Here is a 14,213-nt window from a genome sequence, read left to right on the forward strand (position 1 = left end):
GAGATAAAGACGGATGAAAAAAGTAATTTTTATCGACATTGATGGAACATTAGTAGGATTTGATAGCAAAGCACCTCAATCGGCGATCGACGCTATTAGACAAACGAGAAAAAATGGAAACCTTGTATTTATCTGCACGGGGCGATCAAATCCTGAAATATTACCAAGTATTCGTGATATTGGGTTTGACGGTATCATAGGCGCTGGTGGAGCTTATATTGAAATTGATAATCAAGTTGTGAAGCATGAGACATTACCAGAGAGTACTGTACGAGAGCTATTAGAACTATTTAGAGAAGAAAAGATAGGGTGTTATTTAGAAACGAATAATGGACTTTTTAGCAATGACTATTGCATTAGTTCTATACATGATAATTTATTAGCGGGACTACCCGATACACCAGAAGTTAAGGAAAAAACATTATCTCAAGTTGAATGGTTTACTAGTTTATTGAAAGATATGAGAAATCATGAATTGGAATATAACCAAATTAATAAAATATGTTTTATTAATAAGAATTACCCGTTTGAGTCTATTGAACGCGACTTTGGTGAAAAGGTAGAACTTCATCATTCAACGATTCCTCAGTATGGTCAAAATAGTGGTGAGGCTGGCGTCAAAAATCAAGACAAATATGCTGCTATTAATTTTGTTTTAGATTATTTAGACCTAGATAAGACAGATAGCATAGGTTTAGGGGATGGGGATAACGATATTGCAATGTTCTCTGCTGTTGGTTTAGGTATTGCTATGGCTAACGGGACGGATAAGCTTAAAGCGGTCGCAGATGATGTGACAGCTGCTGTAGATGAAGATGGGTTAGCTAAGGCTTTTAATAAATATGAATTAATATAATTATTTTGTTATAAAAAGAAGAGATACTGTTCAGTATTTCTTCTTTTTGTGTAATGCGCTTACAAAAAATAGATTGTACTCCATAAAAAAATGTGTTCTAATAATAGGTGGTAAAAAAGTTTTTATGGGAGGCTTTATGGTAAAAGATAAAAGTTTATTTTGGTTGGCAGCAATGTATATTATTCAAACAATCACGTGGTCGATACTGGGAGTATCAGATCCTTTGCAAATGGTCGCTACTTTTATGGCACTCACATGTGTCTTTTTAATTGCTAAAGGGAACAAATGGAACTTTGTTCTAGGATTTTTTAGTAGTTTTGTTTTTATGTTATCCGCTTGGAACAACGGTATCAAAGGGGAAGCTTTGGTTCAACTAGGTTATATTGTTTTTGATGTTTTTGGAATTTATATGTGGTATCGATTCGGTAAAGAGTATGATGCAGAAGATAAAACAAGTGCCTTACCTGCTAAGGAAGTTGTAGCGGCAATTGTAGGAGCAGTTATAATTTTTGTGGTATTATTATCAACCGTTTCAAATTCATGGGTAGATGCTACGGCGGGTGCTGCAGGTTTACTTGCGATGTATTTTACAGCCAGAAAATATAAATATGCCTTTGTGGCATGGGTGGGAGCCAATGTTTTTCAAGTAGCCGTGTGGATGAGTCTGCATCATGGTGACGGTTTTGCAACCGGCGTAATGTATTTTGTATTCTTAGCCAATTCATTGTATGGTCTGTATTTATGGGTTTTCAAAAAAGAACAAGTTATCGATTAAACTACTCTATTAAGAGTAGTTTTTTTGTTTTTCTTAAATTCTTAAGATTTTGTGAATATAGTTTGATAATCAAAGTATTTTTATTTAAACTATTGATTTTTTTATTTCGTTGTTTTATACTTCGTTTATCAAATAGTTTGATGATCAAAGTAATTAAGAAGGGGGCGACGTGATGGACAAAAATCTCGCACAGGTAAATGATTACTTAGTAGCGGTGTTTAATGATATTTTGTCAATTGAAGAGTCAGAATTACAATCGGGTCAATTTTCAGACATCTCAGTAAAAGAGATGCATACGATTGAAGCAATCGGTCTACATGATACAAAAACGTCAAGTGAGGTAGCCGAGAAGTTATCTATAACAGTAGGAACACTGACTGTAGCCATTAATAATCTAGTAAAAAAAGAGTATGTTGAGCGTGTAAGAACAGATGAAGATCGTCGTGTTGTTCGTTTGAAATTGACTAACAAAGGCCGACTATTTTACCGTGCTCATGCACAATTTCATAAAAATATGGTTCAAGCTGCTTTATCTGATATGAGTGAAGAAGAACAAGCTGCTATTTCAAAAGGGCTGAAAAATCTTCATACATTTTTACAGAGACATTATTAAGAGGAGCATTCTATGCTTAAAAGAAAGACGACACTATCTATTCGAGGGGCAGCAAAAGCACTTCCGAATAAAAAAGTATCTAATTACGATTTAACACAGCATTTAGAAACGACAGATGAATGGATTATATCTCGAACAGGTATAAAGACTCGTTATGTTGTGACTGATGAGACAACGGGAAGTTTGTGTGGCGATGTGGCAAGGCGGTTACTGACACAACAAAACGTATCGCCAGATTCAATTGATTTTATCATCGTAGCCACTATGACACCTGATTTTGCTACGCCATCGGTAGCAGCGTTAGTTCAACGTGACATAAAAGCTACGAATGCCATGGTTTTAGATGTTAGTGCAGCGTGTTCAGGGTTCGTCTCAGCACTTTCTGTTGCTGAGAAATATCTTGTGAGTGGCACATACAAACGAGGGCTTGTTATTGGTGCTGATTGTATGTCTAAACTGATTGATTGGCAAGACCGCAGTACAGCCGTCTTATTTGGAGACGGGGCAGCAGGTGTTCTAGTAGAGGCCAATATGGCGTCAGCGTATGACTATATTGAGTCTTTAAGAGGATTTGGTGACTCTTCTCAGTCTTTGATGGGCGGAGAACAGGTAAATGCTAGCCCCTATGCAACAAATAAAGGGACAGTAAGCCCTTATTTAACGATGGATGGCCGGTCTGTTTTTGATTTTGTTAGTCGAACAGTTTCAACAGCGATTAAAGAGTTGCCTTCAGACGAGCTAAACGCACTAGATTATGTAGTGGCTCATCAAGCAAATTTGAGGTTACTTTCTACGTTGAGTAAAAATACAGGTATTTCAAGTGATAAATTCTTAACAAATATTGAGCATTATGGAAATACATCTGCCGCATCTATTCCGCTATTACTAACGGATAAGCTAGAGGATGGCACATTAAAATTAGGAAGCAATCAAATTGTTTTATTAGCTGGTTTTGGCGGTGGACTATCATATGGTCTTATGTCAGTACAGCTTTAATAAAGAATTAAATATAAAAAACTATAACTGTTTAAAACCATTAGGAGGAATTTAACATGTCAAGCTTTAATAAAATTCAAGAAATTATTGTCGATCAATTAGGAAAAGAAGAAAGTGACGTTACTTTAACAACAAGTTTTAAAGAAGGATTAGAGGCGGATAGCTTAGATGTGTTCCAAATCATTAACGATATTGAAGACGAATTCGATGTGAAATTTGAATCTGATGATGATTTCAGCACTGTTGGAGATGTTGTTAACTTTGTAGATGCACAATTGAAAACTAAATAATTAATGATAAAAAAGTAGCGTCAAACCTCTGTTTTGATGACTGCTTTTTTATTAAAAATAAAATCGAGGAGATAAGAATGAAACGATCAAAACTATGTAAAATGTTGAATATAAAATACCCTATTTTTCAAGGTGCGATGGCTTGGGTGGCTAAGGCAGAATTAGCGAGTGCAGTATCTAATGCAGGTGGATTAGGAATTATCGCATCTGGACATGCACCCGCTGAATTTGTAAAAAGTCAAATCGAACAAGCCAAAGCATTAACGGACCATCCCTTTGGCGTCAATATAATGTTACTCTCTCCTCATGTTGATGAAGTAGTTGAAGTGGTGTGTCAGTCAGGGGTAAGAGTTGTGACAACAGGTGCTGGCTCACCAGCTAAATACATGTCTAAATTTAAAGAGGCTAATATTACAGTTATTCCAGTAGTCGCTTCAGTTGCCTTAGCAAGAAGAATGGAAAGAGACGGAGCAGATGCTGTGATTGTGGAAGGTATGGAAGCAGGTGGACATATTGGAAAGTTAACCACTTTAGCTTTAGTCCCACAAGTTGTAGATGCTGTTTCAATTCCAGTTATTTCTGCAGGAGGTATTGGAGACGGAAGAGGTGTAGCCGCTGCCTTTATGTTAGGTGTGGATGCCGTTCAACTAGGCACTAGATTTTTAGTGGCGGAAGAAACAGATATTCACTCAAATTATAAAGAAGCCGTTTTAAAAGCCCGTGATATTGATACCGCTATTACTGGACTCTCTACTGGACACCCTGTTAGAGGGATTAGAAATAAACTAACACGTCAGTACGACAAAGCGGAACGAGAAGAATTGAAGAAAGACCAACCTGATTGGGACCGATTGGAAGACTTAGGTAAAGGAGCTCTAAAAAGAGCCGTGGTCGATGGAGATACAGAAAATAGTTCTATGATGGCTGGCCAAATCGCAGGTCTGGTTACGAAAAGAAATCAAACGTGTCAAGAAATAATTGATGAATTGGTAGAAGAGTATTATATAGCAATAGAACGTGCGCGATAAGTAAAGTTCTAAATAGATATATTTAAGGAGGTGCCAATTGGCTACAGCATTTGTATTTAGTGGTCAAGGATCACAATATATAGGGATGGGAAAAGAATTATATGACACCTATCCAATCGTTCAGTCAGTTGTAGACGATGCATCACGGATTTTAAATATCGATATGACTAAACTTTGTTTTGAAGAAAATAATAAACTAAATGAAACAGCCTATACCCAACCGGCAATCTTAACGATAAGTGTCGCGATTGCCAAATTATTAATAGAAGAATTTGAAATTAAACCAGATTACTTAGCTGGATTGAGCTTAGGAGAATATAGTGCCCTTGTGATAAATGGCACCTTAACTTTTGAAGAAGCTCTATGTCTTGTTCGGAAAAGAGGCACTTTTATGGAAGAGGCTTTTCCGAGTGGACAAGGCGGCATGTCCGCTGTTATGGGCTTAGCTGCAGAAGAAATAGAGAGTATTTGTAAAGAGATTACTGAAGAACAAAGAGGTTTGGTTAAACCAGCTAATTATAATATGCCAAATCAAACTGTTATTTCAGGAGAGATTGCGGCATTAGAGTTGGCTAAGGAACGCTTGACTCAAGCGGGAGCTCGTAAAATAATTCCTTTAAATGTGAGTGGTCCATTTCACACGGCATTATTAGAGCCTGCAGCTCAATTATTACAAAATGAATTTAAACCTTTAACTTTGAAAACTGGAAATTATCCTGTCGTTGCAAATGTGACGGGAGAGATCATTTCTTTAGATAGTGATGTTAAACAATTATTAGTTTCACAGGTGAAATCACCGGTTTTATGGCAAAAATCAGTTGAGACCTTATATGAGAATGGGGTTGAAATTTTTATAGAAGTTGGTCCAGGACGTAGTCTTAGTACCTTTATACGAAAAACGGTTAAACAGGTCGCTACTTTTAATGTAGAAGATTTAAAATCGTTAGAAAAAGTAAGAACAAACTTAACTACAGAGGAGAACAGAAATGTCTAAAAATAAAGTTGTGATTGTAACTGGAAGTACACGTGGTATTGGTAAGGCATTAGCTGAGGCATTTTTGAAAGAAGGTCATTCAGTCGTAATCAATGGACGTGGCACTGAAGCACCTGACTGGCTACAAGAATATCAAGAAACAAGTTACTACATTCCTGGAAACATTGCAAAACTAGAGGATGCGACAACTTTGATTAACAAAACGGTTGAGCATTTTGGTTGTTTAGACGTCTTAATAAATAATGCGGGCATCACACGTGACACGCTTTTGATGCGTATGTCAGAAGAAGATTTTGAAGATGTGATTGCCATAAATCTAACGGGAACATTTAATACAATTAAAGCAAGTAGCAAACTTTTCTTAAAACAAAGAAGTGGCCATATTATAAATATAGCAAGCGTGGTAGGACAGCTTGGTAATGCAGGTCAAGTTAATTATGCGGCCAGTAAAGCGGGTGTTATTGGATTGACGAAATCTGTTGCTAGAGAATTAGCGAGCCGTAATATTTACTGTAATGCGATTGCGCCTGGTTTTATTTCAACAGAAATGACAGACGTGCTGACTCAAGACCAACAAGAGCAGGCCAAGAACCAAATTCCACTGAAAGCTTTTGGAACAGTACAAGATGTAGCACAAGCTGCTTTATATTTAGCTAACCAAACATATGTGACAGGACAAGTCCTTAATGTTGATGGTGGCATGGTGATGAACGGTTAAATAACCAATTCAATCAGAGAATTGGCATAAGGAGAAATAAGTTATGAGAAGAGTAGTTGTAACTGGTTTAGGAGCGATTACCCCATTAGGAAATACAGTATCAGAATTTTGGGATAATGTAAGACAAGGTAAGTCGGGTATTGCCCCAATTACACGTTTTGATGCAAGTGAAACAGGTATTACAGTGGCGGCAGAAGTAAAAGATTTCGAACCTATTCAATACATGGAGAAAAAAGCGACAAAACGTATGGATCTTTTTTCAATCTATGGTGTTTCGGCTGCCTTGCAAGCAATGGAAGATAGTAATCTTACTTTAGAATCTATTGATCCAGAGCGTTTAGGTGTGATTGCGAGTTCAGGGATTGGCGGAATGACGACCATTCAAGAACAAGTTATCAAAATGTCTACAAAAGGTCCACAACGTGTAGCCCCATTATTTGTACCTATGGCGATTGGCAATATGGTTGCTGGTAATATCTCTTATTATATTGGAGCAAAAGGAATATCAACTTCGATTGTTACCGCATGTGCATCAGGGACTAACGCTATTGGTGAAGCTTACCGAACAATTAAACACGGTTATGCCGATGCCATTGTTGCAGGTGGTGCTGAGGCAACGATTTGTGAAATCGGAATATCTGGTTTTGGTGCTTTGACAGCGTTAACAAAAGAAACAGACCCAACTAGAGCGTCTATCCCATTTGATAAAGACCGTTCAGGTTTTGTTATGGGAGAAGGATCTGGAATGCTTGTATTAGAAGAATTGGAACATGCACAAAAACGTAATGCTAAGATATACGGCGAAGTAGTAGGATATGGTGCAACAAGTGATGCGTACCATATGACTAGCCCAAATCCAGATGGTTCAGGAGCGGGACGTGCCATGATGCAAGCTATGGAAGAAGCCTCAATAACAGCTAGTGACTTAGGTTATATCAATGCCCATGGAACAAGTACACCAAATAACGATTCAGCAGAAACAACAGCGATTAAATATGCTCTTGGTGAAGAGGCCTCTAACGTGGCTATTTCAAGTACAAAGAGTATGATTGGTCATTTACTAGGAGCGGCTGGAGCAGTCGAAGGGATTGTTTGTCTTAAAGCTCTTACAGACCAATTTGTTCCACCAACATTAGGATTAAAAAATAACGATCCGTTGTGTGATTTGGATTATGTTCCAAATGAAGGCAGGGAGACTAATTTAACTTATGCAATGAGTAACTCATTAGGATTTGGTGGGCACAATGCCGTTTGCCTCTTTAAAAAGTGGGAGGAAGCATAAGTGAAAAATAACGAATTAAAAGGCTTAATTACTTATATTGATCAAAGTTCTATTAGAGAGTTTAATTTGGAAACCAGTGACTACAAGTTATACGTTAATAAAAATGAGATAAATACTTTAACAAAACAAGATACAGTAATAAATGAGGAATCATCAGTTGCAGAAATATCAGATAATCAGGTTGTTCCAACAGCTGAAAAAAATACTGTCGCAACACCAACTGAGGGCGAATTTATAACGTCTCCGTTAGTAGGAATTGCTTATACAAGCAGTGATCCAACAAGTAGTCCATTTAAACAAGTTGGAGATACTGTTGAAGTTGGTGAAACAGTTTGTATTGTTGAATCAATGAAGATAATGAATGATATTCCGAGTCCTGTATCAGGGACTATCTCGAAAGTTTTATTTAGTAATGAAGAGGTTGTAGAGTATGGACAACTATTATTTGAAGTTGAGAGCAAGTAAGTAAAATTAACCTAATTGGAGGGCACTAACATGCAATTAAATGTACAAGAAATTATGGAAATTATCCCAAATCGTTACCCTATTATGATGGTCGATCGTGTTCTAGAATTAGAACCAGGTAAGCGAGTGGTTGCTATTAAAAATGTAACCTACAATGAACATTTCTTCCCAGGGCATTTTCCAGGAGAACCTGTTATGCCAGGTGTCCTTATTTTAGAAGCATTAGCTCAGACAGGGTCAATTCCTTTGCTGAAAAGTCCTGAATTTGAAGGTCAAACTGGTTATTTAGGTGGCATAGATAAAGTTAAATTCCGTCAAAAAGTTGTTCCAGGTGATGTTCTGAAGATGGAAATGACAATTATTAAACAAAAAGGAAATATTGGTGTAGGAAAAGCTATCGCTTATGTGGAAGATAAAAAAGTCTGTGAAGCTTTAATGACCTTTATTATTGGAGCAAAATAATGTTTAACAAAGTACTTATTGCTAATAGAGGTGAAATCGCCGTTAGAATAATCCGTGCTTGCCAAGAGATGGGAATTGCAACAGTTGCAGTTTATTCTGAGGCTGACCGTTATGCACTTCATGTTGAGCTAGCAGACGAAGCGGTCTGTATTGGACCGGCTCATGCTATCGATTCTTATTTAAATCAGCAGCAACTTTTAAGTGCGTCTATACTAACAGGAGCAGAGGCTATTCATCCCGGTTTTGGTTTTCTATCAGAAAATAGTACCTTTTCCGCTATGTGTCAGGACTGTCAGATAGCCTTTATCGGTCCAAATCATGACACTATTGAATTAATGGGAAATAAGATAAATGCCAGAAAAACTATGATAGAAGCGGGTGTTCCTGTCATTCCAGGTAGTGATGGAAAAATCGCGACAGTAGATGAAGCAAAACAAATCGCAGAACTTATCGGCTATCCTTTAATGATAAAAGCTGCAGCTGGTGGCGGTGGAAAAGGGATTAGGAAAGTTCTTAACCCTGGTGAGTTAGTCAGTCAATTTCAAAGTGCCCAACAAGAAGCTTTATCGGCTTTTGGTAATGATGACATGTATATTGAGAAAATAATTTACCCAGCTAGACATATTGAGATTCAAATTTTAGGAGATAAGTTTGGGAATAGCGTGCATTTAGGAGAACGAGATTGTTCTCTTCAACGCCACAATCAAAAAGTCTTAGAAACAGCTCCGGCGATAGATTTATCTGAGAATACGAGAGTTAAAATATGTCAATCTGCTGTTCAGGCAGCAAAAGCCGTGTCTTATGAAAATGCAGGAACAATTGAATTTTTAGTAGATGAAGATGATAATTTTTATTTCATGGAAATGAATACAAGAATTCAAGTAGAGCACCCGGTTACAGAGATGATTACAGGGATAGATATTGTAAAAAAACAGATTGAACTAGCTTACGGTCAACCTTTAAACCTAATACAAGAAGATATTTCATTTAAAGGATTTAGTATTGAATGTCGCATTAATGCAGAAGACCCAAGTTTTAATTTCGCACCAGTACCAGGGCGTCTTACTCATCTGCACTTACCAAGTGGAGGGATGGGCCTTAGAGTAGAAAGTGCGATGTATTCAGGCTGTGACATTTCACCGTACTATGATTCAATGATTGCAAAAATTATTACTCATGGGGAGACAAAACTAGAAGCCATTTCTAAAATGCAACGTGCTTTATCAGAATTAAATGTTGAGGGAATTGCCACAAATAAACAATTTCAACTTGATTTAATTGCAGATTCGGCTATTTTAGAGGGACATTACGATACAAGTTTCTTAGAAGAAAAATTTTTACCTAAATGGTTTGATTAGTTAACAGTTAGGAGGTGTAACTGCCTATGGGATTATTTAAAAAGAAGAGACAGTATATACCGATTGCCACAAAACAATCTTCAGATATACAGTTACCAAAACCTAGCGTTCCTGATGATATGTGGGTTCAGTGCGAGTCGTGTAGGAAAGCTATTTATGTTAAAAGTATAACAGCTTACCGGACATGTCCTCACTGTGACTTTGCATTTAAATTAGGTGCGAGAGATCGACTGGAATTGATTTGTGATAGGGATACATTTGAAGAAATCGACAGTACCATAATGGGACAAGATAAACTAAATTTTCCAGGTTATCAAGAAAAAATTTGTACTGAACAAGCTAAAAGTGGCTTAACAGAAGCGGTTGTTACTGGAAAAGCAACTATTAATACAGTACCAACTATGATTGCTGTTATGGATAGTCAGTTTATGATGGGCAGTATGGGTCAAGCAGTTGGTGAGAAGATTACGCGTTTATTTGAACAGGCAACTGAAAAGTGTTTACCTGTTGTTATTTTTACAGCTTCAGGTGGGGCTCGTATGCAAGAAGGTATTATATCCTTAATGCAGATGGCCAAAATAACAAATGCAGTGAAGCGACATAGTAATCAAGGTCTTTTTTATTTAACGGTTTTAACAGACCCAACATTGGGCGGCGTAACAGCTAGTTTTGCCATGGATGGTGATATCATTCTAGCAGAACCTAATGCTCGAATAGGCTTTGCAGGAGCTCGAGTAATTGAACAAACGATTCAACAAAAACTACCAGATGATTTCCAACGTGCTGAATTTTTATTAGACCATGGTTTTATTGATAAAATTGTACCTAGAGAAGAACTCAAAGAAACGATAGGTAAGTTTTTAGAATTTCATTGTCAAAGCAAGGAGGATAATGATGGTTAAAAAAAGTCCAAACGAAATTGTAGCGATTGCGAGACAACTCTCTCGACTAAGCCCCCTTGATTATATTGATACTATTTTTGATGGGTTTATCGAATGTCATGGAGATAGATTTTTAGGTGATGATCAAGCTTTAATTGGAGGTTTAGCCTATCTTGATAAGCAACCGGTCACGATTTTAGCGATACAAAAAGGGCGAGATTTGGAAGAAAATATGAAACGTAACTTTGGCTCTCCTCATCCGGAAGGGTATCAAAAAGCCTATCGTTTAATGAAGCAAGCAGAAAAATTTAATAGACCTGTTATTACATTTATTAATACACCTGGAGCTTTTTGCGGTATAGAAGCAGAAGAAAGAGGAGCGGGCGCTGCTATTGCCAAATGTCTAATGGCGTTAAGTGATTTAAACGTTCCGACTCTAGCTATTTTTACTGGTGAAGGAGGAAGCGGTGGTGCGTTGGCACTAGCTTTAACAGACCGAATTATGATGTTAGAACATAGTATTTACTCTATTTTATCACCAGAAGGTTTTGCTTCAATTTTATGGAAAGATACAAGTCGTACAAATGAAGCGGCTGATTTAATGAAGTTAACGGCAGATGAGTTAAATCAACTAGGTGTGGTAGATGAGATCGTGTACGAAACAGATGATGATGGAGAGTTAAGTTCAAATCAAATTATATCAAACTTAAAACGTGTATTAGAGAAGGAACTCAGCAAGTTACAAAACTTAGAGTTAGAAGAGTTACTTGAACAACGTTATGCTAAATATCGTAAATTTTAATTAGGGATGTGACATGAAAAGATGATTGAAAAAATAATGATTCAAGATGATTTGTTTCATTTTGAGCATCTTAGTGACGTAACATCTACTAATATAGTGGCAAAGCAATGTAAAATTAAAGACGTTTCTAAAAATTGGATAATAGTCTCAGATTGTCAAAGTGCAGGGTACGGAAGATTTGGTCGTCAGTTTTATTCACCGAGAGAGTCAGGGCTTTATCTAACTTTCACTCTCCCTTCACGATTTAAGATAACAGAGGATGATTGTCTAACCTTTTTAGCCGCTTTAGCTGTTGCTATGGAAATAGAAGAAAGAACTACCCAATCGCCTGCTATAAAATGGGTGAATGATGTCTATTTACATGGTAAGAAAGTAGCTGGAATCTTAGCGGAAAGCACTTTTTTTCCAGTGGGCAATCAAAATTTAATGATAGGTATCGGTATTAATATAAGTCGTAATGAAAAAGAGGATGAACCAGAAGACTTGCGGAACAAAAGAGGTTTTCTATTCAAAGATCAGATAGAATTGACGGCACAAGATAAAAAAGACTGGGCTATTTCACTTGTTAATCGTATTGTAGAAATGCTTGAAGATAATAAGACATCAGATTATATAAACGCTTATCAAACTAAATGTTTCACTTTAAATCAAATTATTTCATGGAAGAAGAATGGAAGAACAATGGTCGGACGAGCTGAAAAATTAACACCTCGTGGGGAGTTAGTTGTCAAAATGGAAAGCGGTCGTGATGAAATCCTTAATCATGGTGATACAAGCATCTTAGCTTATGAAAAAGAGGGCCTAAAACGGTGAGAAAACAGTTACCTAAAATTGCCTTATTAGGAGCTCTTTCCTTTATAAGTGGGTATTTATCATTGCCAATAGGACCTGTTCCCATAACACTTCAAACTCTGGTGGTACTTTTAGCAGGTGTTATTCTATCTCCTAAAGAAGCAGCATGGTCACAGATTATACATTTCTTATTAAAGTTTCTAACAATGGGATTTGGCTTAGTGATACTCCCTAGTTTTGGATTTTTAATAAGTTTTCCAGTGATAGCCAGTCTACTTTCATGGTATTACCGAAACTATCATAGGGAATCAAAGTATTTGATTATAGGGATAGTAATGGCAACACTACTATCATACGTTATAGGGTTAACCTATATGTGGGTTGTATTAGTTAAGATACAAGAAAATTCCTTTACATTAGTGCAAATTATACAAATGGGCATGTTGGTATTTATTCCAGGTGATGTAGTAAAAGGATTAGTAGCTTACCGTATTGCGAAAAGAATAAAAATAAGTTATTAAAAACTACTCAATTTAGGGTAGTTTTTTTTAGGTTTAAATTTGCGAACAAAAAGGATAAACGTTAAACTAGAGTGACTAATAACAAAAGAGGTGTGAATAATGACAATAAAAAAATTTAATTCAGAACATGATCAGCAACAGTTTTTAAATTTAAATTCGTATGCATTTAACTATACAAGAACACCAGACCATGACAAACGCGCATTAGACATGATCCCACATTGTGACTTATGGGGGGCTTTTGATGACGAGACGCTAACTAGTCAAATTATGGTTTTACCTTATAGTGTTAAAATAGGATCACAGGATGTACAGATGGCCGGAATAGGGAATGTCGCAACCTATCCTGAATATCGTGGTAATGGTGGGATTAGAGCCCTTTTTGGAGAAATATTCAAAGAACTAGAAGAAAAAGAAATCCCACTTTCTTATCTAGCACCATTTAGCCAACCCTTCTACCGTAAATTTGGTTATGAAACAGTATTCGAAACAGTATCAGGCACATTAACACGTGATACTGTCACGCAGTTGCCCTTTACTACTGAAGGAACTATTAAACGTGTAGACAAAAATGACCCTAAGTGGCGAGAAATTTTAAAGACATTATACAGCGAAACATTAGGAAAAGATTTTGGAACAGTTGTACGTGAAGACTGGTGGTGGGAAGCGAAACTTAGCTACCGTAAAATCCATGAAGTCGCTGTTGTTTTTGACAGTGCCCAAGAACCAGTAGGCTATTTGATGTATCAAATGGAAGGGTCTAAGTTCATTATTAAAGAATTAGCCTATAAGACAAAACAAGCTCTTTATAAATTGAACGGCTTTATTTCATCTCACAGTGGGACATTTGAAACGTTTCATTACAGCGCGAGCTTATTAGAAAAAATGACATTATTATTCCCAGAATGTCGAGTATTAGAACAAAAGATTGAACAAGACATGATGGTTAAGATTGTTTTATTCGACAAGTTCATGACTTCATATCCGTTTAATCCTAATACAAATCTTTCTGTTTCTTTATCTATCGAAGATAATTCAAGCCAATACAATGACGGCACTTGGCAATTAACCATCGAAAACGGGGCAGCTAGCTGTAAAAAACTGTCTGATGACCATTTAGAAAATGCAGATTTTTCTGGAACAATTCAAAAATGGACACAAGTATTTATGGGTCATTCTAAGTTAAACAGTCATATTTTCTTAGAGTACATAACAGGAAACTCTGAAGAAAAAATTGAAGAACTAGAAAATGCAATACCGAACGTCACACCTTGTTTATATGATTATTTCTAAATAAAAAGTCCTTTATTGAGTACCATATAAGCCAAGAGTGAGTGTGTTCATTAACTTGCAAAAAGGTATTAAATGTATGAATTTGAA

17 protein-coding genes are annotated in these 14,213 nt (G+C 36.6%); all 17 read left to right on the forward strand.

The window, feature by feature from the left end; genetic code table 11:
- The first annotated feature begins 13 nt into the window (after positions 1 to 13).
- The gene (locus CBF31_RS01515; protein ID WP_126830271.1) at positions 14 to 856 is read left to right on the forward strand and encodes an HAD family hydrolase; all 843 of its coding nucleotides are present in this window, start codon (positions 14 to 16) and stop codon (positions 854 to 856) included.
- Positions 857 to 992: 136 nt separating this feature from the next.
- Positions 993 to 1,631 (forward strand): nicotinamide riboside transporter PnuC, encoded by a 639-nt coding sequence (gene pnuC, locus CBF31_RS01520; RefSeq protein ID WP_170167836.1) that lies wholly within the window; start codon positions 993 to 995, stop codon positions 1,629 to 1,631.
- Positions 1,632 to 1,803: 172 nt separating this feature from the next.
- A complete protein-coding gene (fabT, locus tag CBF31_RS01525) occupies positions 1,804 to 2,244 on the forward strand; it encodes a fatty acid biosynthesis transcriptional regulator FabT (RefSeq protein ID WP_126830275.1) in 441 nt (146 codons plus the stop codon).
- A gap of 12 nt (positions 2,245 to 2,256) precedes the next feature.
- Entirely contained in the window at positions 2,257 to 3,240 is a 984-nt protein-coding gene (locus CBF31_RS01530) for a beta-ketoacyl-ACP synthase III (RefSeq protein WP_126830277.1), read from the forward strand.
- 56 nt (positions 3,241 to 3,296) lie between these two features.
- Positions 3,297 to 3,530, forward strand: a complete 234-nt coding sequence (locus CBF31_RS01535) for an acyl carrier protein (protein WP_126830279.1) — start codon at positions 3,297 to 3,299, stop codon at positions 3,528 to 3,530.
- Positions 3,530 to 4,558: an enoyl-[acyl-carrier-protein] reductase FabK gene (fabK, locus tag CBF31_RS01540; RefSeq protein ID WP_126830280.1), complete on the forward strand. Its 1,029-nt coding sequence runs from the start codon at positions 3,530 to 3,532 to the stop codon at positions 4,556 to 4,558. The genes CBF31_RS01535 and fabK overlap by 1 nt, the downstream gene beginning before the upstream one ends.
- Positions 4,559 to 4,595: 37 nt before the next feature.
- Positions 4,596 to 5,552, forward strand: a complete 957-nt coding sequence (gene fabD / locus CBF31_RS01545; protein WP_126830282.1) for an ACP S-malonyltransferase — start codon at positions 4,596 to 4,598, stop codon at positions 5,550 to 5,552.
- Complete coding sequence (fabG, locus tag CBF31_RS01550) at positions 5,545 to 6,270, forward strand: 3-oxoacyl-[acyl-carrier-protein] reductase (protein WP_126830284.1); 726 nt, start codon at positions 5,545 to 5,547, stop codon at positions 6,268 to 6,270. The genes fabD and fabG overlap by 8 nt, the downstream gene beginning before the upstream one ends.
- A gap of 43 nt (positions 6,271 to 6,313) precedes the next feature.
- Positions 6,314 to 7,552: a beta-ketoacyl-ACP synthase II gene (fabF, locus tag CBF31_RS01555; RefSeq protein ID WP_126830286.1), complete on the forward strand. Its 1,239-nt coding sequence runs from the start codon at positions 6,314 to 6,316 to the stop codon at positions 7,550 to 7,552.
- Positions 7,553 to 8,017: an acetyl-CoA carboxylase biotin carboxyl carrier protein gene (locus tag CBF31_RS01560; RefSeq protein ID WP_126830288.1), complete on the forward strand. Its 465-nt coding sequence runs from the start codon at positions 7,553 to 7,555 to the stop codon at positions 8,015 to 8,017.
- Between the two features lie 30 nt (positions 8,018 to 8,047).
- Entirely contained in the window at positions 8,048 to 8,479 is a 432-nt protein-coding gene (gene fabZ, locus CBF31_RS01565) for a 3-hydroxyacyl-ACP dehydratase FabZ (protein ID WP_126830290.1), read from the forward strand.
- Complete coding sequence (accC, locus tag CBF31_RS01570) at positions 8,479 to 9,837, forward strand: acetyl-CoA carboxylase biotin carboxylase subunit (RefSeq protein ID WP_126830292.1); 1,359 nt, start codon at positions 8,479 to 8,481, stop codon at positions 9,835 to 9,837. Before fabZ ends, accC begins: the two co-directional genes overlap by 1 nt.
- 26 nt (positions 9,838 to 9,863) lie before the next feature.
- On the forward strand, positions 9,864 to 10,739 hold the full coding sequence (gene accD, locus CBF31_RS01575) for an acetyl-CoA carboxylase, carboxyltransferase subunit beta (protein ID WP_126830294.1): 876 nt from the start codon (positions 9,864 to 9,866) through the stop codon (positions 10,737 to 10,739).
- Complete coding sequence (accA, locus tag CBF31_RS01580) at positions 10,732 to 11,520, forward strand: acetyl-CoA carboxylase carboxyl transferase subunit alpha (protein ID WP_126830296.1); 789 nt, start codon at positions 10,732 to 10,734, stop codon at positions 11,518 to 11,520. Before accD ends, accA begins: the two co-directional genes overlap by 8 nt.
- Before the next feature lie 21 nt (positions 11,521 to 11,541).
- Positions 11,542 to 12,333 carry a biotin--[acetyl-CoA-carboxylase] ligase gene (locus CBF31_RS01585; protein ID WP_126830298.1) on the forward strand — a complete coding sequence of 264 codons (792 nt, stop codon included), beginning with the start codon at positions 11,542 to 11,544 and terminating at the stop codon, positions 12,331 to 12,333.
- Positions 12,330 to 12,833, forward strand: a complete 504-nt coding sequence (locus CBF31_RS01590; RefSeq protein ID WP_126830300.1) for a biotin transporter BioY — start codon at positions 12,330 to 12,332, stop codon at positions 12,831 to 12,833. The genes CBF31_RS01585 and CBF31_RS01590 overlap by 4 nt, the downstream gene beginning before the upstream one ends.
- 99 nt (positions 12,834 to 12,932) lie before the next feature.
- Positions 12,933 to 14,126 carry a GNAT family N-acetyltransferase gene (locus CBF31_RS01595; protein ID WP_126830302.1) on the forward strand — a complete coding sequence of 398 codons (1,194 nt, stop codon included), beginning with the start codon at positions 12,933 to 12,935 and terminating at the stop codon, positions 14,124 to 14,126.
- The last annotated feature ends 87 nt before the right edge of the window (positions 14,127 to 14,213 follow it).

The organism is Vagococcus fessus, from assembly GCF_003987565.1.
Classification (GTDB): domain Bacteria; phylum Bacillota; class Bacilli; order Lactobacillales; family Vagococcaceae; genus Vagococcus_D; species Vagococcus_D fessus.